The 20,852-nt window shown below is 66.6% G+C and carries 18 protein-coding genes; 7 read left to right on the top strand and 11 right to left on the bottom strand.

The features are described 5' to 3' along the window. Positions 1-413: 413 nt before the first annotated feature. From gspD to gspG, 5 genes are read right to left on the bottom strand one after another with little or no spacing between them, the layout of a single operon-like run. Complete coding sequence (gspD, locus tag GGI48_RS29020; protein ID WP_179601360.1) at positions 414-2,807, bottom strand: type II secretion system secretin GspD; 2,394 nt, start codon at positions 2,805-2,807, stop codon at positions 414-416. Further along, positions 2,804-3,364 carry a type II secretion system protein GspM gene (gene gspM / locus GGI48_RS29015; protein ID WP_179601358.1) on the bottom strand — a complete coding sequence of 187 codons (561 nt, stop codon included), beginning with the start codon at positions 3,362-3,364 and terminating at the stop codon, positions 2,804-2,806. The genes gspD and gspM overlap by 4 nt, the downstream gene beginning before the upstream one ends. Continuing rightward, entirely contained in the window at positions 3,357-4,544 is a 1,188-nt protein-coding gene (gspL, locus tag GGI48_RS29010) for a type II secretion system protein GspL (protein WP_179601356.1), read from the bottom strand. Before gspL ends, gspM begins: the two co-directional genes overlap by 8 nt. Beyond that, positions 4,541-5,524 carry a type II secretion system minor pseudopilin GspK gene (gene gspK, locus GGI48_RS29005; RefSeq protein ID WP_179601354.1) on the bottom strand — a complete coding sequence of 328 codons (984 nt, stop codon included), beginning with the start codon at positions 5,522-5,524 and terminating at the stop codon, positions 4,541-4,543. Before gspK ends, gspL begins: the two co-directional genes overlap by 4 nt. A gap of 8 nt (positions 5,525-5,532) precedes the next feature. Further along, the gene (gspG, locus tag GGI48_RS29000) at positions 5,533-5,979 is read right to left on the bottom strand and encodes a type II secretion system major pseudopilin GspG (protein WP_179601352.1); all 447 of its coding nucleotides are present in this window, start codon (positions 5,977-5,979) and stop codon (positions 5,533-5,535) included. Between the two features lie 148 nt (positions 5,980-6,127). Between gspG and gspI the strand changes: the two genes are divergently transcribed. After that, the gene (gene gspI / locus GGI48_RS28995; RefSeq protein WP_179601350.1) at positions 6,128-6,514 is read left to right on the top strand and encodes a type II secretion system minor pseudopilin GspI; all 387 of its coding nucleotides are present in this window, start codon (positions 6,128-6,130) and stop codon (positions 6,512-6,514) included. A 3-nt stretch (positions 6,515-6,517) separates the two neighbouring features. Here the strand turns inward: gspI and GGI48_RS28990 are convergent, their stop codons facing one another. Then, positions 6,518-6,946 carry a type II secretion system protein N gene (locus tag GGI48_RS28990; protein ID WP_042941361.1) on the bottom strand — a complete coding sequence of 143 codons (429 nt, stop codon included), beginning with the start codon at positions 6,944-6,946 and terminating at the stop codon, positions 6,518-6,520. 130 nt (positions 6,947-7,076) lie between these two features. Here GGI48_RS28990 and GGI48_RS28985 point away from each other — a divergent pair, with 130 nt between their 5' ends. After that, positions 7,077-7,538 carry a GspH/FimT family pseudopilin gene (locus GGI48_RS28985; RefSeq protein ID WP_179601348.1) on the top strand — a complete coding sequence of 154 codons (462 nt, stop codon included), beginning with the start codon at positions 7,077-7,079 and terminating at the stop codon, positions 7,536-7,538. Beyond that, a complete protein-coding gene (gspJ, locus tag GGI48_RS28980) occupies positions 7,535-8,143 on the top strand; it encodes a type II secretion system minor pseudopilin GspJ (RefSeq protein ID WP_016965885.1) in 609 nt (202 codons plus the stop codon). The genes GGI48_RS28985 and gspJ overlap by 4 nt, the downstream gene beginning before the upstream one ends. A gap of 350 nt (positions 8,144-8,493) precedes the next feature. On the opposite strand, the gene GGI48_RS28975 is transcribed toward gspJ, so the two are convergent. The 4 genes from GGI48_RS28975 to GGI48_RS28960 all read right to left on the bottom strand — a co-directional run bounded on the left by GGI48_RS28975 (position 8,494) and on the right by GGI48_RS28960 (position 11,499). After that, positions 8,494-8,883, bottom strand: coding sequence for a hypothetical protein (locus tag GGI48_RS28975; protein ID WP_179601346.1), 390 nt, complete (start codon positions 8,881-8,883; stop codon positions 8,494-8,496). Positions 8,884-9,285: 402 nt separating this feature from the next. Further along, positions 9,286-10,236 (bottom strand): FecR family protein, encoded by a 951-nt coding sequence (locus GGI48_RS28970; protein ID WP_179601343.1) that lies wholly within the window; start codon positions 10,234-10,236, stop codon positions 9,286-9,288. A 37-nt stretch (positions 10,237-10,273) separates the two neighbouring features. Continuing rightward, a complete protein-coding gene (locus tag GGI48_RS28965; protein WP_016967055.1) occupies positions 10,274-10,819 on the bottom strand; it encodes an RNA polymerase sigma factor in 546 nt (181 codons plus the stop codon). Beyond that, positions 10,816-11,499 (bottom strand): STN domain-containing protein, encoded by a 684-nt coding sequence (locus GGI48_RS28960; RefSeq protein ID WP_409565332.1) that lies wholly within the window; start codon positions 11,497-11,499, stop codon positions 10,816-10,818. The genes GGI48_RS28965 and GGI48_RS28960 overlap by 4 nt, the downstream gene beginning before the upstream one ends. A gap of 217 nt (positions 11,500-11,716) precedes the next feature. Here GGI48_RS28960 and GGI48_RS28955 point away from each other — a divergent pair, with 217 nt between their 5' ends. The 3 genes from GGI48_RS28955 (at position 11,717) to GGI48_RS28945 (ending at position 14,818) form a co-directional block, all read left to right on the top strand. Further along, positions 11,717-12,031: a hypothetical protein gene (locus GGI48_RS28955; protein ID WP_179601339.1), complete on the top strand. Its 315-nt coding sequence runs from the start codon at positions 11,717-11,719 to the stop codon at positions 12,029-12,031. Between the two features lie 295 nt (positions 12,032-12,326). Continuing rightward, the gene (locus GGI48_RS28950; RefSeq protein ID WP_179601337.1) at positions 12,327-13,691 is read left to right on the top strand and encodes a hypothetical protein; all 1,365 of its coding nucleotides are present in this window, start codon (positions 12,327-12,329) and stop codon (positions 13,689-13,691) included. Between the two features lie 404 nt (positions 13,692-14,095). Further along, the gene (locus GGI48_RS28945; protein ID WP_260620560.1) at positions 14,096-14,818 is read left to right on the top strand and encodes an META and DUF4377 domain-containing protein; all 723 of its coding nucleotides are present in this window, start codon (positions 14,096-14,098) and stop codon (positions 14,816-14,818) included. A gap of 97 nt (positions 14,819-14,915) precedes the next feature. Here the strand turns inward: GGI48_RS28945 and GGI48_RS28940 are convergent, their stop codons facing one another. Beyond that, positions 14,916-19,775 carry an NAD-glutamate dehydrogenase gene (locus GGI48_RS28940; RefSeq protein WP_179601333.1) on the bottom strand — a complete coding sequence of 1,620 codons (4,860 nt, stop codon included), beginning with the start codon at positions 19,773-19,775 and terminating at the stop codon, positions 14,916-14,918. A gap of 554 nt (positions 19,776-20,329) precedes the next feature. On the opposite strand from GGI48_RS28940, the gene GGI48_RS28935 reads away from it, so the two are divergent. After that, positions 20,330-20,686, top strand: coding sequence for a hypothetical protein (locus tag GGI48_RS28935; protein ID WP_016966181.1), 357 nt, complete (start codon positions 20,330-20,332; stop codon positions 20,684-20,686). The last annotated feature ends 166 nt before the right edge of the window (positions 20,687-20,852 follow it).

The raw sequence follows: 20,852 nt of genomic DNA, 5'->3' as shown, positions 1-20,852 counted from the left end.
CGAGCTAGCCGCCACCCGGCCATGGATGGCCGGTTGGCGGCGTGCCCCCGGAGCAATGCCGGAGCTCGGGCACCCCGAGCCCCAGCGAGGGGCCGTATGGAGGGGCAAGCGTTTTTGCTTACTTTTTTGGCGTTTGAAAAAAGTAAGTCGCCGTAAGGGCGAAACCATAAGCAGCCGTAACCGCAGCAACGGATATGTACCCCGCCCACCGCTGTCAGAGCGAACCCCTAAGCAGCCCTGACCGCAGCCACGAATATGTACCCCGTGGCACAGCCCCCTAAAGACGAAACCACCAGCAGCCCAACCCGCAGCAGCAGATAGCAACTCCATCCCCCTCGCCCCAGAGGCGCAACCGACAGCCACCACAGCAGCCGCCATCCCCCCCACCCCACCATCCCCCATCAACGCCCCATTCATTGCACCGGCACCGCCCGAATCGTCGCCCGCGGCCCCTGCCCAGGCCCCTGCCCGGGCGTCTGCAACGACACCGGCGCCACCCCGGGAATCGCCTTGCTCGCCGCCGGCAACTGCGGCGCCTGCATATCCGGCAGCGCCCAGCTGCGCTCCGGCTGCAACGCCCCCTGTGCCCGACGCATGAAGTCATAGCGATTGAGCGTAATGCTGCGCCCCGCGCCACTGTCACGAATGATGTAGGGCCGCAAAAACACCATCAGGTTGGTCTTGGTCACGCTGCGCTTCTCGTTGCGGAACAAGGCGCCGATCCCCGGGATGCTCGACAGCCACGGCACCGCGTCATTGCTCTGGCTGTAGCCGTCCTGCAGCAACCCACCCAGGACCATGATCTGCCCGTCATCCAACAGGATGCTGGTATCGATCGCCCGTTTGTTGGTCACGGTGCCGGCATCCACCGAGGCTCGGGGGTCGACGCTGCTGACTTCCTGATAGATGTCCAGCTTGACCGTGCCGCCCTCGGAAATCTGTGGCCGCACGTTGAGTTTCAGGCCCACTTCTTCGCGCTGCACGGTCTGGAACGGGTTGTTGCTGGTGCCGCCGCCACCGGTGACGTAGCTGCCGGTGACAAAGGGAATGGTCTGGCCAACAAAAATGCTCGCCGCCTCGTTGTCCAGGGTCAAAAGGTTCGGCGTCGACAGCACGTTGGTGCCGCCCTTGCTCTTCAGGGCCCGGGCCAGGACCTTGAGGTCCAGCACCTTGCCGATCCCCGGGATGTCCACGGTGCCGTTGACCACGCCGATGTTCAGGCCCTTGGGCAGGACGTCGAGGCTGGTCTTGCTGGCCGGGGTGCCCACCAGCCCGCTGCCGCCGAGGTTCACCCCGCCAAAGCCGCCGCGTCCGCCGAGGTTGCCGGCCTGCCATTGCACGCCGAACTCGCTGGCATCGTCTTCGCCCACTTCGACGATCAGGCTTTCGATCACCACCTGGGCCCGGCGCTGGTCGAGCTGGTCGATGACTTCCCGCAGGTTGCGGTACAGCGGATCGGGCGCGGAAATCAGCAAGGTGTTGGTGGTGGCGTCGGCCTGGATGGTGACCCCGCCGGCGCTGAAGGCGGTGTTCTGATCCGCTGACTGGCCAGTGCCGCTCAAACCGCTGCCGGAGTTGCTGCCCTGGCTGTAGGCACTGCTGCCACTGCTGCTGACGTTGCCGCTGCCGGTGGGCGTGCCGCTGCTGTTCTGGGTCGGGCTCTGGCCGCTCTGGCTGTTGCCGCCCATGCCGCTGAGCATGGCCCGGGCGCCATCGTTGCCGGTGCTGTCGCTTTCGCCGGTGAGCAGCCCGCGCAGGGCCTGGGCCAGCTTGCCGGCCTGGGCGTTGCGCAGGTAGACCACATGCAGGTTGCTCGGGTTGCTCTGGGCGTTATCGAGTTTGTAGATCAGGTTGCGCGCCAGCTCGGTGCGCTCCGGGCTGCCGGCGCGAATGATGATGGAGTTGGAGCGCGGGTCGCCGATCACGCTGATCTTCTGGGTCGGGTCGGCGCCCTGGGTTTCCAGCAGTTCGGCGACCATGGTCGCGATGTCCACGGCAATCCCGTTCTGCACCGCCACCACGTCGGTGTCGATGGCGCTGGGGGTGTCGATGCCGTCGATGATCTGCGCGACTCGCTGCAGGTTCTCGGCGTAGTCGGTGACCACGATGCTGTTGTTGCCCGGGTAGGCGTTGATCGGGTTGTTCGGCGAGACGATGGGCCGCAGCACCGGGATCAGGTTCACCGCGTTTTCGTACTGCAAGCGGAAGGTGCGGGTCAGCATGCCGTTGCCCGCCGGCTTGTCGCCGTTGTAGATCGGCCCGCCCAGCAGCTTGGCATCGGCCTCGGGCACCACCTGCGCCACCCCGCCCACGTCCACCACGGCAAACCCCTGCATGCGCAGGGCCGCCAGCAGCATGTCGTAGGCCTGATGGGCCGGCACCTGGCCCTCGCTGACCAGGGTCAGGTTGCCCTTGACCCGCGGGTCCACCAGAAACTGCTGGCCGGTGGAACGGGACAAGGCGCGCACCACCGCCTGGATGTCGGCCTCGACGAAGTTCAGTTGCACCGGCTGGTCCCCCAGGGGATTGCGCGGCATGCTGCTGCGCGGCGCGCTGTGGCCGCGACTGCTGCTGGTCACCGGGTGCAGGACTTTGGGCCGCTGGGCCTGTTGCGCCTGCAAGCGTTCACGGTCCGCCAGGGCGTCGCCGCTGCGCCGGGTGTCGGCCAGGGGCTGGCCCAGTTCACTGTCCACCAGCAACGGCGGCGGCGTGGTGGAGGTGGTGTTGCTGCAGGCCCCCAGCGCCAGCAGCAGAAACGGTGCGACCTTGCGGCACTGGCGCACGTAGTTGGAGCCTGACCCCTTCATGAAGCTTCCTTAGCGCCCTGCGCCTGATCCATGCGAACGGTCCCGGACAGTGTGCCTGCCGAGTCTTGGGCGGCGGCCGCGTCTGCGCGTTGCAGACGAGCCTCCACCACCTGCAGTGAAAGCTGTCGGGGCGTCCCCAGCAGCCAGCCGACCACGGCATCCGCCGGGGCCTGCTCAAAGGTCAACCGCCAGCTCTCGGGGCCGGCTTGATCGGTGCGTTGCAACTGGTAGCGGTCCTTGAGCCCGGCGCCGTCCAGGGTCTGGCGCAGGGATTGCTCAAGACTCGCGCCGCGACGCTCAGGGCCCGCCACCTCGTGCAACAGCACTTCCAGGGCCTCGGCCTGGGCCCGCAGCTTGGGCGTCTCGGCTTGCCAGTAGTCGATCTTCTTCAGCGGCGGCTGAATCAGCAGCCACCACAGCAACAGTCCCAGCACGCCCAGGGCGGTGGCGCCCAGCAGACGGCGCTCCCGAGGCGCCAGAGCGTTCCAGTGGCCCTGGGCCTGGGTCCGCAGGCGTGACCAGCGCGCCTGGTACTGCACCAGCCTGGCCTTATTCATCTTCAGCTCCGGGGGCGTTGTCGGCGCCATTGGCCGACTCGCCCGCGGCCGGGCTCAGGGTCCAGCCATTGGCCTGGGCCTGGACGCTGTAGCCGGCCTGGGCCAAGGCCCCCTGCCAGCCGCTGTCGGCGCGCTTCGGGGTATCGGGCAGCAGTTCCAACTGCAAGCGCTGGTCGGCATAACTCAGGCTCTGCACGCTGCCCACCATGAACGGCATGGCGCTGCCGGCCTGCAGCAGCAGGTTGACGAACCCCTGGCCCGGGTCCGCCGCCCCGCTCTGCTGCGCCGCCAGTTGCTGGCGGGCCTGTTGCAAGGGGTTGAGCACCACCGGCAATTGCGGAAACACCTGCCGGACCCGCTGGCTCATCTGGCTCTTGAGGCGCTGGCCCTGCTCGGCCTCAAGGGCGGCATACAGGTTCAGGCCCACGACCCACACGGTCACGGCCAGGGCGCAGCAACCCAGGGCCCGGCCCCAGCCCTGGACCGCGCCGCGCGCCGCCGTCGCCCCCGCCTGCAGGCCCCAGGCCGGCGCCGCGCCGCTCCAGCGCTGTTCGATCGGCAGGCGTTGCAGCGCGTCTTCGGGCGCGCCGTCACCGATCCAGCCCAGCCCGATGCCGGAGGCGCGCAGCTGCTCCAGGGTTTCCTCTACCAGCGGCTGCACGCTGGCCTGGGCGGCGCTGTGGCGCAGCAGCAACTGACCGTCCAGCAGGCACAGGGTGTGCTGCCCCGGCGCCGGCACCGCCAAGGCGTAAGGCGCCGGGTACAGGCCCGACAGCTTGAGCCCGGCCTGTTGCAGCAGCTCGCCCAGGGCCTGCAAACGACGCTTGGGCAGCCAGCTCAAGGTCACCTGGCCCTGGGCATCCCGCGGGCCGTGGGCGACATGCATCTGCTCGCCGGCGCCGAGGATCAGCGCCTGGGCCGCGCAGTCCACCGCGGTGTTGATCCGCGCCGCCGGCAATGGCGGCAACTCGATGCTGGTCAGCAGACTGTCCTGCGGGTGCAGAAAGCATTCCAGTGCCAGCCCTCGGGCGTCCTGGCCCAATGCCTCAAGCGTCCTGGGGCCAAGCTCGGTAACCCGCCCGGCGCGGTCGAGCCGGGCGCATTCCAGGGGCACGGCCAGGGGCCGGGGCGCCTGCAACAGTTCGGCCAGGGGCGGCAAGGCGAGGCGCACGCGGCTCATGCGCCCACCCGCGACCAGATCACCTGGGGCATGCGGTCCTCGGGGCGGTGCAGCAAGGCTTGCAGGGTGATCTGCCGCTGCTCGCGACGGACCTGCCCCTGGAGCAGGAACCACTCGCTGGTGATGCCGACCTTGATCCGTTCCTGGGCGGCAAAGGGCAGGTGCAGGCGATTGACGAAGTCGCCACGGTTGATGAACCAGTGCCCGGCGTCGCGCTCCGCCACCAGGGCCCGGGCCTGGGCCAACGACAGCCCGGGCACCGCCGCCGCCAGCACTTCGGCGCTGGCGGTGTTGCCATTGATCCAGGTATTGCCCGGCAGGATGCCGACGTAGGGCTCAAGGCGCGCCAGCAGCGCGTCATCGACGCCCGGCAGGCCCCGCAGGTCGTCCAGGCCGCGCAGCATCGGCTGGCGCGGCGGCAAGGTCTGGGCCAGCGCCCCCGGCGAGGTCAGGCGGCCGCTGTTGAATGTCCCCGGGGGGCCGCCGGCGGCGGCCGTACCAGGCACGCGCTGCGGGTACGAGGCGATCACCCGCTGGCTGATGCGCCGGCTCAGGGCGGAGTCGACGCCGAGCAACTGGCACAGCTGTTGGAAGCTCTGCACCTGCTCCGGGTCCACCTGCTGATCGAACACCAGGTTGCGCAGGTTGAACTTGCCCTGCAGGTCTTGCAGGCGCCCCTGGAAACGGCCGCCGGATGCGCCCGGCACCGGGTCGTCGATGGGCCGCGCCCAGGGCTGGTCGAGCCGGGTCAGCACCTCGCGCTGGCGGGCTTCCCAGAGCAACTGCCGGCTGTATTCCAGGCCGCCCTGCAACACCCCGCTGCCGACGATCCGCGCCTGCTCGGCTTCCACCGCGCGGGTCAGGACGGTCTGCCGGGACAGCATGCCGGCGGCGATCACCGCCACCACCGCGGCGATCAGCAAGGCGCTGATGATGGCCATGCCGCGCTGCTTCGCCGCACTGGGCGAATGACTGTTCATGGGCGCCCTTAGAGCTGCCAGGAGCCGATGTCGGCATTCACGCCTTCGCCGTCGGGCTGGCCGTCGGCGCCCAGGGAGAACACGTCCACTTCGCCGTTGGCTCCCGGGTTGAGGTAGTGATACGGGCGGCCCCAGGGATCGTTGGGCAGGCGTTCCAGGTAGGAGCGCCAGTTGCTGTCCTTGGCGTTGGCCGGACGCTCCACCAGCACCTTGAGGCCCTGGTTCATGCTCGGGTAGCTGCCGTGATCGAGGCGATACAGCTTCAGCGCCTGCATCAGCCCGGCGATGTCCTGCTTGGCCGCGGTGGCCCGCGCCTGGTCCGGGCGGTCCAGCACCTTGGGCACCACCATCACCGCAAGAATCCCGAGGATGACCACCACCACCATGATCTCGATCAGGGTGAAGCCACGCTGGCCTCGGGGTACGGCGATCGACGTTACAGGCGCGATATCCATCTCGACATTCCTTGGCTTGAGTTCGATTCGTCGCGCAGTGTTGCAAGAAGATATGTCAGTGGTATTGAAAAACCTCGGGAGTTTCGGTCGCCATTCGGTCAAGCCCGCAGGCTAGGCTGCGAGGCTGTTTCCCGGTGTCGAGCGGCCCATGCAAGCCCTGCGCAAACAAGCTGGATTTACCCTGATCGAAGTGCTGGTGGCCCTGGCCATCATTGCCGTGGCGATGTCCGCGGCGGTGCGCGTGGCCGCGCTGATGACCCAGAGCAACGGCCTGTTGCGGGACAAGTCCCTGGCCCTGCTGGCGGCCCAGAGCCGGCTCGCCGAGCTGCGCCTGGAAGGCGGTTTGCCCAGCGGATTGAAGAGCGTCGATTGCGACCAGGGGCGACTGAAGCTGCGCTGCGAACAGGCAATTGGCGCCGCAGCCGCGCCCGGGCTGCTGCGGGTCAGCGTCCAGGTGCGCGACCGCAGCCGCGAAGCGCCGCCCCTGGCCCGCCTGGAAACCCTGATCAGCCGGCCCCAGGGGCCACGGCCGTGAGCGTCAGCGGGTCAGCCGCGGCAACAGCGGCGAGTCCGGCAGCTTGCTGACCTTGATCCGCGACTGCTCGGCGCCGCGCTCGATCAGCACACCGTCGGCCTCCACCGCGACCAGGCGCACGCCCGGGCTCAGTTGTTCGCCGGCCAGGAAGCTGCGCGGCGGCCCGTCGTTCAGGCGCAGGATCGCCACCGCGCCACGGGCCCCGGCCATGACCCCGGACACCTTGATCTCCACGCTGCTGGGCTGGTTGGCGAACCACTGCAGGGCCGAGCTGTCGGAACGGGCGGCGAGCACCTGGGGCGCCACGGCCGGGGTCTGGGATTCGGCCGGGGTCAGCAGCAGCGACGACCAGGTGACCACCCCGGCCAGGGCCGCCAGCAGCGCGGTGTATTGCACCAGTCGAGGGGCGGAAAAATCTGCGGCACGCAGCATGGTGGCAAGCATTGGCGGGACCTCCTGTTTGTCCGTTCCCGCAGCCTACAGAGCAATTCTCACGGTTTTATTTCACCCCGCGATCCTCGGCACAAAGCCGGCTGATCGTATCGCCAAGGAGTGCAATCCGATGCCGCCGGACCAGCAACGGGGCTTCACCCTGATCGAACTGATGGTGGTCCTGGTGATCATCGGCATCGCCAGCGCGGCGGTGGGCCTGAGCCTCAAGCCGGACCCGCTGCAACCGTTGCGCAAGGACGCCGAACGCCTGGTTCAGGTCCTGCAAGTGGCCCAGGCCGAGGCCCGCGCCGATGGCCGGCCGATCACCTGGCAGGCCACCGCCAAGGGCTTTGCCTTCAGCCGCCGGACGCCGTCCGGGGACGCCATCGACGACCTGCGTGGCGACGCCCTGCTGCGCCCCCGCGCCTGGGAAACCCCGGGGCTGCACGTGCGCATCGAACCCGGGCAACGCCTGATCCTCAACGCCGAGTGGATCACCCCGCCGCTGCGCCTGGTGCTCTCCGACGGCCGCCACACACTCGGCGTGGAGCGCAGCGCCGCCGGCCAACTGCGGGTGGTGGAGCAGCCATGAAGCCTGGGCAGAGCGGCTTTACCCTGATCGAAGTGCTGGTGGCGGTGATGCTCATGGCCATCGTCAGCCTGATTGCCTGGCGCGGCCTGGACAGCGTCACCCGGGCCGACACCCACCTCAAGGCCAGCACCGAACAGACCGAGGAACTGCTGCGCAGCCTCAACCAGCTGGAACGCGACGTCGCCCTGCGGGCCGCCGTGCAACTGCGCGAACCGATCCGGGCCGACAGCGAAGAGGCCGAGCCCGACAGCCCGGCGCCGCTGAGCGTGCGCAGCTCCGACAGCAAGGGCTTTCGCCTGGAGGTGATCCGCAGCGCCGCCAACCCCGGCGACGGCCTGCAACGGGTGCGCTGGTGGCTCAAGGGCGACACCCTGTACCGCGCCGCGGCCGAGGCTCGGGACCGCTACCCTTTGCCCGCGCCCCGGGACGGGGTGGCGGTGTTGCACCGGGTCAGTGACCTGCAGGTTCGCGTATGGGATCCCGACAAGGGCTGGCGCCAGCTCAGCGGCAACCGCCGGGACAACCCCCAGGGCCTGGAGATCCGTCTGACCCGGCAAACGCCCCAGGGCACCGAACATTACCGCCAGGTGCTAGGGCCACTGTAGGCGGCAGCAGCCGCTCCAAGCTTGCGGCTTGCGGCTGTGGCTGTGGCTGTGGCTGTGGCTGTGGCTGTGGCTGTGGCTTTTGATCTTCCTGCCCCTTCAGGAGGCCGAGTGCAGGCATTGCGCAGGGGGCAGCTCGGCATGGATGCCGAGCTAGCCGCCCCAGGCCATGGATGGCCTGTGGCGGCGTGCCCCCGGAGCAATGCCGGAGCGAGGGAACGCCGAGCCTAGGCGAGGTGCCGGATGCGGGGGCAGAAGCCTTTGGTGACTTTGGGCTTTTCAAAGTCACTCGCCGTAAGGGCGAAACCGCCAGCGGCCACACCCGCAGCAACGGATATGCCCCCCATCCCCGCCTACTCCAACAACGCCGGAGAACCCAGGCCAACAGCGCCTCTCGGAGCGCCATCAAGCAACGCCTCCACCACCGCCCGCGCCATCTCCACCGAATGCACCATGGACCAGATCAACCCGGTCTCCAGGCCAGTGCCCTGGCGGGTGATTTCATCACTGACCTCCTCCGCGCATTTAAGCAGCAACGCCACATGCACCAGCGCCTCCTCGACGCCCACGCCCGGGCGCACGCTGAACAGCGAGTCGGGTGCAACGGCCTGGGCCGTGGTCTTGAACTGGAACATCGCAGGGTCCAATGGATGCCGGGTCAACGCTTCACGCAAGGAAGCATTGGCGGCCTTAAGCTGAGGATCGCGATAGGAAGTCGGTGGATCGGGAACGATCTTTTTCATGGTCAAACTCCTAGCTAAGAATAGGAGCCGACACCGTTCGCTTGCACACGAATAAGGGTGGCAGCCGTACGCAGGTGTGCAAGACCGAGTTTGCTAGGACACCCGGCAGATCCGAAGATCTCCCGCGCACGGCCGCCATAACGCAGCGGACATGAAAAACGCCCAAGCATGGCTGAGCGTTTCTACGCCTTAGCAAAATTCGGACTTGCACATCCGAGCCATCGATTTGGCGATGGCCCAGGCACCCTAGCCCGCCCACCAGGCGCATTCAAGCGGCCCGCAGTTTCTCGGATTTGCCTTACAAAAGAAAGCGACCAAACCCCGTTTCAACGACCTTTAAGCCCTCCTTCGCTCCAAGCTTGCGGCTTGCGGCTTGCGGCTTGCGGCTAAGTCTTTGGCCTTTCAGCTCAGCAACACCACGCCGCCGGGCAACTCGGTGCACTTGGCGCCGTAGGCGTCACGGATCAACAAGGCCACGCCAGCCAGCTGGTTGAGGTTGAAGCGCGCCTGGACCTTGCGCTTGCCCAGTTCGGCGTTGAGCAATACCAGCATCCCCGGACGGTAGCGGTTGATCTCGCTGATCACGGTGTTGAGGCTGGCGTTGTCGAACACCAGCACCTGTTCGCGCCAGGCGATCACGCTGCGGGGGTCCACGACGGTCGGCTCGCCCACCGTCTTGGCGTCGTAGGTCAGCTGCCGGCCGCTGTCCAGGCGGATGCTGCGCCCGGCCACGGCCACCTGCAGGCTGCCTTCGATGCAGGTCACGCAAACTTGATGGTCAGTGTTGCGCAGGTTGAAACGCGCCTGACGGGCACTGAGCCTGCCGTCGCCGGCCTGGACCTGGAGCGGCTGCTGGCGCTGGCTGAAGACTTCCACCTCGCCCTCCAGCAATTCGATGGCCTGCTCCCCCGAGGTCGGATCAAGGCGGCTGATGCGGGTCTGGGTGTTGAGTTCCAGGCTCAGGCCCTCGGCCAGATCGACCCGGCGCTGTTCGCCAACCGCGGTGGAAAAGTCTGCGGTCAATCCGGCAAAACCGCCCGGCACCGTGAAGCGCACCATGAACAGCGCCGCCGAGGCCGCCAGCGCGCCGCCGAGAAAGGCCCGGCGCCCGAAGTGGCGCGGCCGCTCTGGCTGCTCCAGCAGCGCCGCCGCCGGTTGCAGGCAGTGCCACAGGGCCTTGGTCTGCTCGAAGGCCGCCGCGTGCTGCGGGCTCTGCGCGCACCACTGGCGCAGGGCGCGGGCATCGGCGGCGGTGGCCTGCCCTGAAGTCAGGAGGACCAGCCAGTCCCGGGCTTCGCTCAGCCGTTGCTGGTCCGCCGAGGCCTGGGGTGGGGAGATGCTAAAAATGTTCAAGCGCGCAGGTACTCACGGATTGATCAGGGACTCTTGTCTAGGACGGTTTTCCGGCCCCGGGACCGAACCGCTGAATGACTTTTCTTTCAAGGCGCAGGGCGCAATGTCCCAGGGCGGCCTTGAGTTCCTTCTCCACCATCCGTGTGGAAATGCCGAAGCGCTGGGAGATTTCCAGGTGCGGCGCCTCTTCCAGGCGCGCGGCGATAAAGATCTTGCGCCGCCGCGCCGGCAACTCGTAGAGGGCCTTGAGCAGGGTCTGGATTTCTTTCTGCCCACCCACCACCCGGGACGGGTCCTGGGCGTCATCGGCGATCTGCAGCAGCTCCTCGACCTCCTCGCCGGTCAGCAGGCGGGCGTCGGACTGGCGCCGATCGGCGGCGATGTTCAGGGCCATGCGGTACAGGTAGGCATTGGGCTGCAGCAGGTTCGGCGGCTCTTCCATGCGGTCGACCCGCAGGTAGGTTTCATGCAGGACGTCGTTGGCCAGATCCTCGGACCCCAGGCGCCTGCGCAAGCGCGCCCGAAAGTCCTCGTAGGACGTCAGGAACAGCCTGACCATCGTACTGTGTCCGGTATTTTTCATACCCCGGAAGCTCCTTCCCATTCCTTGCAGTCCATGCGTTTCCCTGTTGTGTCCGGTATCAAGAGTAAGGTCAGCGGCTGACGCAGCGAGCTGGGGGCCGGGCGTTCGACCCGGGTTGCCGCCAGGCGCTGCACCAGGGCTTCGTCCCGTTGCAGATCGCCGGTGGAGCTCACCAGGCGGCTGTGCTGCACCACGCCATCGGCGCCGATCCACAGTTGCAGCAAGGCGCGAAAGGCGCCGGGCCGGGTCAACCGCGAAGCGCACAGGCTGCGCTCCACCGCCTGCTGCACGGCGCTGGCGTAGCTGCTGTTGAGCCGCGTCGCCCGCGCCCCGCTCACGCCCTGGGGCGCCGCCGGCGCCGAGGCTGGGGGCACCTGCAGGGTGAACGCGTCGCTGCGAGCGTAACGCGCCATCAGGCCGGTGCCCGCCAGCAGGCGAGTCAACGCGTCGCGAGCGCTGAAGCGGCCCTTGATTCCCACCGAACGCCGGCCCCGGGTCAGCTCCTGGTCCACCAGCACAGCCATCCCGGTGAAGCGACTGAAGCGCTCCAGGGCCTGGGCCAGGTCCTGGGCCGGAATCTCCAGCTCCAGCACCGCCTGGGAGTCCACCCGGGGCGGCCCCTCAGGCGCGGCGTGCACCCCGGAAAAAAACAGCGGCGCCAGCAGCACAAGGCCCAGCACACAGGTCGCCAAGCCCCTGTGCAATGAAGTCCACCGCCCGACCTGCGCGCTGCGTTGCTGCACGAGCGTCCAATCCCTGAAAAGCGTCATCCTGAGGCCAATTTATGAATCTGGTGTGACGGCCACGGCAAAAAAACCATCACGGTCCGGGGCCGGACTTTGCACTACACTCGGCGGCCATCGAGGCCCGATTCCGCGGGCCAGCCAGGAGGCCAGGATGAAACGTTCAAGCTGCTACACCGCTGTCCTGTTACTGCTCAGCGCCCTGCCCTGGACGCTGCAGGCCGAGGAAGCCAGCGAGGGCTGCGTGGAAGTCAGCGTCGGCGGCTACAAGGCCCCCGACTACAACTGCCTGAGCAAACAGATGGGCAACGATCCGGACGCGGTGAAGGCGGCCCAGGCCAACCAGCAGGCCATGGACGCGCCGCTGAACAAGCGCCCGCCGAATCAGCTGGGGCTGTCGACCCCGGCGGCCACCAGCGTGCGCATGGGCAACACCTTCGGCACCTCGGTCAAGCCGCAACGGCCTTGAGCGGCGCCGAGGGCCGCGGACAGCCAGGCCGGTGAGCGCCCGCGGGCCCGTTACTGGGCCTCACTGCGGGCCTGGGCAGCGGCGCAAGCCGCGGGCGCCCCTGGCCCTTTGGCCAATCGCGCACTGTGCCGCCCCTTCCCTGGATCAGGCGCGATCCGTATACCGGGCGTTAACCGCAGTCGGGCTAGAGTCTCGTGCCTTGAAGCCCTTACCGATAAAGGCCCCGAGCATGACGGACGGATGGCAAACGCCTGCCGGCCGCCGTATCATTGGCGTTTTTTTGCATGTTGGAAGCATGGAAAGCTATAAAAAACTAATCTTGCAACGACCCTGCCAAAGCATCTTCCTGATCGCCCTCGCGCTGTTCATGGCGCTGCAGTACAAGCCGGCAGTGCTCAACTACACCACGCGCTTCGTCGACTTTGCCGACTACATGCTGCAGCACGGCATGACGCTGTTCCCCATCGCCGACGATCTGCAGCCCTATCCCGACTACACCGTTGTCAACACGGTGCTGGTCTATCTGGCCTCGCTGCCGTTCGGCCAGTTGTCGGTGCTGTCGATGGGCCTGCCGTTCTGCATCGCCGCGTCGCTGATGCTGGTGTTCATCTACAAGCTGGGGGCCCTGCATGAGCAGAAATGGGGCGTCTGCGGCGTGCTCTTTGCGCTGTTCACCTGGGCCTTTCTGGACAGCGTCAACTCCCTGGCCCTGGACATCTACCCGGCGCTGATCACCGCGGGCTGCTTCTACCTGGCCTACTCCGCCGATCTCAAGCAGCAGCGCGGACGCCTGGCGCTGGTGTTCCTCGGCCTGATCCTGGGCTTTTCCCTGCGCGGCCCGATCGGCATGATCGGCCCGGCGCTGGTGGTTGGCACCTACTACCTGCTGAGCCGGCAGTGGCGGACCCTGGTCGGCTTCTCGCTGGTGAGCGGCCTGCTGTTCGCCGCCGGGGTCGCCCTGCTGGCCTGGGCCGCCCACGTGCAGGGCGGCGACGCCTTCATGCAGGAAGTGCTGGAGATGCAGGGCCTGGGGCGGATCGCCAGCGATCACTCGCCGCGCTATTACTTCTACTTCAGCGCCGGGCTGCTCACCTACAGCTTCACGGCGTTCTACGCCCTGTGCGTAATAGCCAGAAGCGGTCGCCAGTGGCTCAGCGCCCCGCCGCAGTCGGCGCCGCGCCTGCTGCTGCACCTGGGGGCCTGGTTCGTGGTGCTGATCGTGTTCTTCACCATTCCCAACTCGAAGAAGGCGCGCTACGTGCTGTCCATCACCCCGGCCATTTCCCTGCTGGCGGCCTATATCTTCATCGACCCCAACGGCGTATTCAGCGCCACCCGCAGACGCCTGCTGCGCCTGTGCCTGAACCTGCCGGCCATCGGCGCGATCCTGGCGCTGCTGGTGCTGGGCTACAACAGCTTCGCCGCCCGGCCCTTGCAGCCCAACTTCGCCGGGGTGTTCGCAAGCTTTGCCCTGCTCAGCGGCGTGCGCCATTGGATCACCCGGCAATACGCCGGACACCGGCATTACGAGGTCATCGTCCTGGCATTCGGCGTGGCGGCCTTCCTCCTGCTGGACGGGTTCTTCTTCAACGCCATCACCTATCACCTGGAGCTGGCCAACGAGCCCACCCCCAAATTCCTGCCTTACTGGTTCTGGTAAGGCGGGCGTCCAGCGGGTCGTCGCCGCAGCCGCGGTGCGGCCCCATCCAGGCCAGCCAGGGCCGACCGGCAGCGGGCCACGCCGTTGACCGGCATCGTGCAAGATTTTGTAACACTCACGAGCCCCTCCGAGCATGCAACGGAACTGGCACAGTGCTGTCACATCGCAATCGGTAACGGCACAGCTCGTGCGGCGGCCAGCGGCCCAGGTGGCGGCGCCGCGCAGTGCACGAATGCTTGACGGCCACAGGTTACCGGCCTTGGCCTGCCGCCCGTGCGGCAGGCCCTCTTCCCTCAAGGCTGAAAGAGCGAACCATGAAGCAGAACATCCTCCTCGTATCCGTCTGTGCCGCCCTGCTCCAGGCCTGCACCCCGGCCTCCACCACTCCTGCAGGAGGTCCTTCCATGCCCGTCAGCAGCGCCTCCGTCAGCGCCCAGCCTGCACTGTCCGCCTACTACTGGCAGCTGGTCGCGGCCAGCGATGCGGCGGGCAAGCCCGTCGCCAGCCTGGAGCCGGGCATCAAGCGTCCGCTGCGCCTGACCTTCGTCGGGCAGAACCTGAGCATCAGCGGCGGTTGCAACCGCCAGTTCGGCGGCTTCGAGCATGAAAACGGCCAGCTCAAGGTGCAGCCCCTGGCTTCGACCCTGATGGCCTGCGAACCCGGCCTGATGACCCTGGATCGGGAGATTGGCCGCCTGTTCAAGGGCGACTTGCGCACCACCTTCGGCGGCGACCAGGCCACGCCGACCCTGCAACTGACCGCCCAAGACGGCACCCTGCTGAAGTTTGAAGGCCAGCCGACCCCGGAAACCCGCTACGGCAGCCAGGGCCAGACGCGCTTTCTGGAAGTGGCGGCCAAGACCGTCCAGTGCAGCCACCCGCTGATCCCCAACTTCCAGTGCCTGCAAGTGCGCGAGCGGCGCTATGACGACGCCGGCCTGCAACTGCCGACCCAGGACACCTGGCACCCGCTGTACCAGTCCATCGAGGGTTATGAGCACCAGGACGGCGTGCGCAACGTGCTGCGGGTCAAACAATACGAATGGAAGAACCCACCGGCCGACGCCCCGTCCACGGTCTACGTGCTGGACATGGTGGTGGAACAGGACGCTTCGGCGGCCCACTGAGCGGCGCCACCCGCCTGCCGGGATCAACCGCCAGGCCAATAAAAAGCCCCGTATCTTGCGATACGGGGCTTTTTTGCTTCTGCGCGGGGTCAGGCCGTTACAGCACCGACTGACCGCTCATGGCCAGGTCCAGCAGCTCGCGGTTGGCCACCGCGTACATGGCGTAGTCGGTGCCGCTGGCGGCACGGATTTCCACCATCATCGAGCGCCAGCGATCGGCCATGCTCGCGTTCTGCTCCAGCCACAGGGCCACGCGGGCTTCCATGTCTGCCGGCCCATCGGCCAGTTGCAGGACCTTGATGGTGATCGCCCGCTGCTGCCAGTCCACGTCATCACGGAAGGCTTCGCGCGCCGCCGCCTGCCAGTTGTTGGCCACCGGCAGATCGCTGATCTGCTGCAGGTACCACGGCAGGTCCAGGGCACTGCCCACGGCGAAGTAGGCCTTGGCCACTTCGGCGGCATCGTGGCCGGTGACATCGGCGGCCTCGATGATCGGCAGCAGGGTGTACAGGTGGGTGGTGCCTGCCACCATGCGCGCCAGCAACTCCGGAACCCCGGCTTCGACATAGGCGGTGTAACGGGCTTGCCAGCCTTCGCGGGTCGGGCCTTCGAGCAGCTCGTCGAGCTTCAGGCCCAGGGCCGCCAGGTGCGGACCGAAGTGGGCGACGTCACGCGCGGCATCCTGCTCGTTACGCCGGCTGCGCAGGAACCAGCGAGTGGCCCGACGCCCCAGACGCATCAGCTCGTCCATCAGTTCCAGTTGCACCTGGGCCGAGACCTGGTGATCCAGGGCCTCGATCTGACGGAACCAGTGCGGCAGGTGGAAGATGTCCCGCACGATCACGTAGGCACCGGCGACGTTGGCCGGGCTCATGCCGGTGGACTCCTTCAGGCGCTGCACGAAGGTGATGCCCATGTGGTTGACCAGGTCGTTGGCGATCTGGGTGCTGACGATCTCGCGCTTCAGACGATGGCGACGCATGGCTTCGGAGAACTTGGCCACCAGGCTCGGCGGGAACGCGGTCTCCATGTCACGGGTCAGGTAGTCGTCATCCGGCACCAGGGACTTGAGCAGGGCTTCCTTGAGGTCGATCTTGCTGTAGGAAATCAGCACCGACAGCTCCGGACGGGTCAGGCCCTTGCCGGTGGCGGCGCGCTCGCTGAGCTGCTCCTCGGTCGGCAGGTACTCGATGGCGCGGTCCAGCTTGCCACGGCCTTCCAGGTCGTTCATCAGGCGCTTGTACTCGGCAGCACGCTCGTAGGCACGGCGCGCGGCCAGGGACAGGGCCTGGGTCTGCTTGTAGTTGTTGCCCAACACCAGGCCGCCGACTTCGTCGGTCATGCTGGCCAGCAGCTGGTTGCGCTGCTTGTCGGTCATATCGCCAGCCTGCACCACTTCGTTGAGCAGGATCTTGATGTTCACTTCGTGGTCGGAGCAGTCCACGCCACCGGCGTTGTCGATGAAGTCGGTGTTGGAACCGCCGCCATTGAGGCCGAACTCGACGCGACCCAGCTGGGTCATGCCCAGGTTGCCGCCCTCGCCCACCACTTTGCAGCGCAGCTCGTTGCCGTTGACCCGCAGGGCGTCGTTGGCCTTGTCGCCGACATCGGCGTGGCTTTCGCTGCTGGCCTTGACGTAGGTGCCGATACCGCCGTTCCACAACAGGTCCACCGGCGCCTTGAGCAAGGCGTTGAGCAGCTCGGTCGGGGTCAGCTTGTCGGCCTGGATGTCGAAGCGCTCTTTCATCTGCGGCGAGATGGCGATGCTCTTCGCGCTGCGCGAGAAGATCCCGCCGCCTTCGGACATGATGCTGGTGTCGTAGTCGGTCCAGGCCGAGCGCGGCAGCTCGAACATGCGCTTGCGCTCGACGAAGCTGGTGGCCGGATCCGGGTTCGGGTCGATGAAGATGTGCAGGTGGTTGAACGCCGCCACCAGTTGCAGCTTGTCGGACATCAATAGGCCGTTGCCGAACACATCGCCGGCCATGTCGCCGATGCCGACCACGGTGATGCTGTCTTCCTGGACATTGATCCCGCGCTCGCGGAAGTGGCGCTGCACGCCGACCCACGCGCCCTTGGCGGTGATGCCCATCTTCTTGTGGTCGTAACCGGCGGAACCGCCGGAGGCGAAGGCGTCGCCCAGCCAGAAGCCGTAGTCGATGGCAATGCCGTTGGCGATGTCGGAGAAGGTCGCAGTACCCTTGTCCGCCGCTACCACCAGGTACGGGTCGTCGCCGTCATGCCGCACCACGTTGGCCGGTGGCACCAGGGCGCCGTCCTTCAGGTTGTCGGTGATGTCCAGCAGGCCGGAGATGAAGATGCGGTAGCAGGCGATGCCCTCGGCCGCGATCTCGTCCCGGCTGCCGCCCAGTGGCAGGCGACGGGGCAGGAAGCCGCCCTTGGCGCCCACCGGCACGATCACCGAGTTCTTCACTTGCTGGGCTTTTACCAGGCCCAGGACTTCGGTACGGAAGTCTTCTTCGCGGTCGGACCAGCGCAGGCCGCCGCGAGCCACGTTACCGAAGCGCAGGTGCACGCCCTCAACCCGTGGCGAGTAGACGAAGATCTCGAACTTGGGCACCGGCTTGGGCAGCTCGGGGATCAGGTGCGGGTTGAACTTGAAGCTGAAGTAGGACTTGTTCTGGCCGTTGGCGTCGGTCTGGTAGAAGTTGGTCCGCAGGGTGGCCTTGATCAGGTCCAGGTAGCGACGCAGGATGCGGTCTTCGTTGAGCACCTGAACGTCGTCCAGGGCGCTGAGGATCGCCTGTTCCAGACGCTGCTGCTTGTCTTCCAGGTCTTCGCTGGTGAGCTTGCGCGCCAGGTAGAAGCGGGTCTTGAACAACCGGGTCAGCTCGCGGGCGATGTCGGTGTGGTTGTTCAGGGTGCTGGCGATGTAGCCCAGGTCGAAGCCCAGGCGGATCTGCTTCAGGTAGCGGGCGTAGGCCCGCAGCAACGCCACGTCGCGCCATGGCAGGCCGGCGGTCAGCACCAGGCGGTTGAAGGCGTCGTTCTCGGCATCGCCACGGACGATGTGGACGAAGGCGTCCTGCAGCGTGTCGTTGAGCTGCTGGATGTCCAGGTCCAGGCCTTCGGCGGCGGTGAAGGCGAAGTCGTGGATCCAGTACTCGCGGCCATTGTTGTGGCGCAGGCGGTACGGGAACTCACCCAGCACGCGCAGGCCGAGGTTTTCCAGGATCGGCAGCACGTCGGACAGCGCCAGCGGGGTGTCGGCGTGGTACAGCTTGCAATGCAGCTCGCGCTGGCCGGACACCTGGCCCAGGGGCTGGTAGAAGCTCATCACCAGCGGGTTGGCTTCGGTCAGGCTCAGCAGGTGCTGCATGTCCACCACCGCCGAGTGGGCGGCGAAACGCTCGCGGTAGCCGGCCGGGAAGCCTTTGGGGAAGTCCGCCAGCACATTGGTGCCGTGGGCTTCGCCGAAGCTTTCCACCACCAGGCTGGCGTAGTCGTCCTGCCAGCTGCGGCAGGCCTGCACCACTTCTTTTTCCAGCAGCAGCGGGTCGATGTCGATGCGTTGTTTCGGGTCCACCCGCAGGATCAGCTGCACGCGGGCCAGCACCGACTCGGAGAAGAAGGTCCAGAACTCGCAGTCGGTGGCTTGCAGGCGATCCATCAGCACTTGCTGGATCTTCTGCCGCACTTCGGTGGAATAGATGTCGCGCGGCACGTAGGCCAGGCAGTAGCAGAAGCGGCCGTAGGGGTCCTTGCGCAGGAACACGCGGATCTTGTTGCGTTCCTGGATCTGCACGATCGACATCACGGTGCTGAACAGCTCGTCCACCGGGGTCTGGAACAGATCGTCCCGGGGCAGCACTTCCAGGACCTGGGCCAGTTCCTTGCCCAGGTGCGCCTTGGCCTGGAAGCCCGAGCGCTGCTCGATGACTTCGACCTTGCGGCGGATGTAGGGAATCACTCGCACGCTTTCGCCGTACACCGAGGAGGTGTAGAGGCCCATGAAGCGGCATTCCTTGATGACCTTGCCGTCGGCGTCGATCTGGCGGATCGAGACGAAGTCCGGGTAGGCCGGACGGTGCACGCGGCTCGGGTGCGCGGCCTTGGCGAACGACAGCGGCGTCGGTTCGCGCAGGTAGTTGACGGCGTAGTCTTCGATGCGCAGATCTTCGGCAGTCAGGCCGGCGCGCAGCAGCTTGGCCAGGCCGAGGAAGGAGCTTGGGTCATAGTCGATATGCCCGCCGTCCTGGTCGACGCCCACCACGAATTCTTCATAGCCGAGGAAGGTGAAGTGGTTGCCCACCAGCCATTGCAGAAAGCTCTTGATCTCGGCCTTTTCATCGGCGGCGATGGCGAACTGGCTGTTGTCGATGCTTTCGATCAGCTCCTGGACCTTGGCCTTCATCGGCTCGAAGTCGGCCACGGCCACGCGTACTTCGCCCAGCACCTGCTCCAGTTCCTTGCCCAGCACGCTGAGTTCGGCGGCATTGGCGCAACGATCGATCTCCAGGTACATCAGCGACTCTTGCAGCACGCCCTCGCCCTGGGTGCCCTTGGGCAGGACTTCCAGCAGCTCGCCCTTGGTCCCGCGGCGCACGCTGAGCACGGTGGTCTGCAGGGTGTGGATGCTGTAGCCGCGACGGTTGAGTTCGGTGCGTACCGAGTCCACCAAAAACGGCAGGTCGTGATGCAGCACTTCCACCGCGGTGTGGGTCGACTGCCAGCCGTGACGCTCATAGTCGGGGTTGTAGACGCGCACTTGCGGTTGCGCGTGGTCGAAGCGCTCAAGCAGGCGCCAGGCAGAAAGGGTGCAGCCCGCCAGGTCGGACATGCGACGCTGGGTGAGTTCGTCCAGGGAAATGATGCCGAAGAATTGTTCAGCGAACAGCGCCACTTGTGGCAGTGCCTGTTCACTGATGTGCTGCGCCAGTGCCGCTTGCAGTTGGTGCTGGAAGTCGGCTTTGCTGGCTGCGGTGAAGAACGCCATCTGTGGTACTCCGCTTGGGCTTGTTATTGATGGTAGCGTCGCGTGCAAACCCCTTGCGGGGCGGTGGTGCATCCTGCTCCTGGTCTCGGGCAGAGGTCGCAGGATGCCAGGTGGATGAAGCTGGACGAGACGTGCAGGTCACATTCACCTTCCCGGGATGGGCATCTGCAAAAACGACTGGCGCCGGCGTGCCGCGCAATGCCTTTACAGGTGACCATCACAAATCAGACGCAACCCATTGCACTTGAGAACAAAATGTCCGCTGCGCAGCTTAACGAGTGAAACGCGACAGCTGCTTGCGATGCTGCGACATATTCGGTCAACGGCACGCAACCGGGCGGTCATGCCCTGAACAACACTAGCAGGCAGCGGGGAAAAACCAGGGTTTTTCCCCGGCTTCAGGGTACTTGCGTACCAAAATCGACAGCCGGAGCGGATGCGTTCGCGACCTGTTCTCAGACAGACAGGCCAGCAGAAATTCCCCCGGGCTGGCAGAATTGTTTCCTTTTTTGCACCGCCCGGCCGCTGCCGGCCCCAGCCCCAGGAATGCCCCCATGCTGATGACCACCGCCCACCTGATCGCCAACCCCTGCGACGACGAAGAAGACAACATGGCCATGCTCTGCTGCCACAGCAGCCAGGGCGAGATGTTCCTGATGAGCCGCTACCCGGACGAGGACGAGCTGGAAATCACCCTCGACGGCGAGCCCTCGACCCTCGATGGGGTGAAAGTCACCCTGAGCCCCACCACCCTGCTGATCGAAATCGCCGCGGCGGATGCCGACGCCCTCAACGGCGCCGACCACCTGGAAATCCGCCACAGCACCGCCGCCTCGGACCTTCCCGAAGTGGAGCTGACCCTGCAGAACATCCTCAAGGGCACCGGCACCTACATCAGCCAGCTGTCCTGAGCGGCACCGCCCTTCCCGGTAGGCGCCTCAACACCGTACCCGCCCGTAGGAGCTGGCTTGCCAGCGAAGGCGTCTTCGGCTCCACTGCAAACCTTGCCGGCCTCTTCGCCGGCAAGCCGGCTCCTACCAGAACCTCAATACCGCGCCGGCTCCTGCCGGGGTGTGG

Source organism: Pseudomonas protegens (assembly GCF_013407925.2).
In the GTDB taxonomy this organism is placed as follows: Bacteria; Pseudomonadota; Gammaproteobacteria; order Pseudomonadales; family Pseudomonadaceae; genus Aquipseudomonas; species Aquipseudomonas fluorescens_AP.
The sequence above is the reverse complement of the archived record's forward strand: the minus strand, read 5'-3'. Positions and strand labels throughout refer to the sequence as shown.

What these genes read in the sequence shown, in the direction of transcription:
- GGI48_RS28965 (WP_016967055.1), bottom strand. Translation starts at nt 10,819, where the DNA reads ATGAAAAATACCGGACACAGTACGATGGTCAGGCTGTTCCTGACGTCC.
- GGI48_RS28975 (WP_179601346.1), bottom strand. Translation starts at nt 8,883, where the DNA reads ATGAAAAAGATCGTTCCCGATCCACCGACTTCCTATCGCGATCCTCAG.
- gspM (WP_179601358.1), bottom strand. Translation starts at nt 3,364, where the DNA reads ATGAATAAGGCCAGGCTGGTGCAGTACCAGGCGCGCTGGTCACGCCTG.
- gspJ (WP_016965885.1), top strand. Translation starts at nt 7,535, where the DNA reads ATGAAGCCTGGGCAGAGCGGCTTTACCCTGATCGAAGTGCTGGTGGCG.
- GGI48_RS28955 (WP_179601339.1), top strand. Translation starts at nt 11,717, where the DNA reads ATGAAACGTTCAAGCTGCTACACCGCTGTCCTGTTACTGCTCAGCGCC.
- gspI (WP_179601350.1), top strand. Translation starts at nt 6,128, where the DNA reads ATGCAAGCCCTGCGCAAACAAGCTGGATTTACCCTGATCGAAGTGCTG.
- GGI48_RS28940 (WP_179601333.1), bottom strand. Translation starts at nt 19,775, where the DNA reads ATGGCGTTCTTCACCGCAGCCAGCAAAGCCGACTTCCAGCACCAACTG.
- GGI48_RS28990 (WP_042941361.1), bottom strand. Translation starts at nt 6,946, where the DNA reads ATGCTGCGTGCCGCAGATTTTTCCGCCCCTCGACTGGTGCAATACACC.
- GGI48_RS28935 (WP_016966181.1), top strand. Translation starts at nt 20,330, where the DNA reads ATGCTGATGACCACCGCCCACCTGATCGCCAACCCCTGCGACGACGAA.
- gspK (WP_179601354.1), bottom strand. Translation starts at nt 5,524, where the DNA reads ATGAACAGTCATTCGCCCAGTGCGGCGAAGCAGCGCGGCATGGCCATC.
- GGI48_RS28950 (WP_179601337.1), top strand. Translation starts at nt 12,327, where the DNA reads ATGGAAAGCTATAAAAAACTAATCTTGCAACGACCCTGCCAAAGCATC.
- GGI48_RS28945 (WP_260620560.1), top strand. Translation starts at nt 14,096, where the DNA reads ATGCCCGTCAGCAGCGCCTCCGTCAGCGCCCAGCCTGCACTGTCCGCC.
- GGI48_RS28985 (WP_179601348.1), top strand. Translation starts at nt 7,077, where the DNA reads ATGCCGCCGGACCAGCAACGGGGCTTCACCCTGATCGAACTGATGGTG.
- gspD (WP_179601360.1), bottom strand. Translation starts at nt 2,807, where the DNA reads ATGAAGGGGTCAGGCTCCAACTACGTGCGCCAGTGCCGCAAGGTCGCA.
- gspG (WP_179601352.1), bottom strand. Translation starts at nt 5,979, where the DNA reads ATGGATATCGCGCCTGTAACGTCGATCGCCGTACCCCGAGGCCAGCGT.
- gspL (WP_179601356.1), bottom strand. Translation starts at nt 4,544, where the DNA reads ATGAGCCGCGTGCGCCTCGCCTTGCCGCCCCTGGCCGAACTGTTGCAG.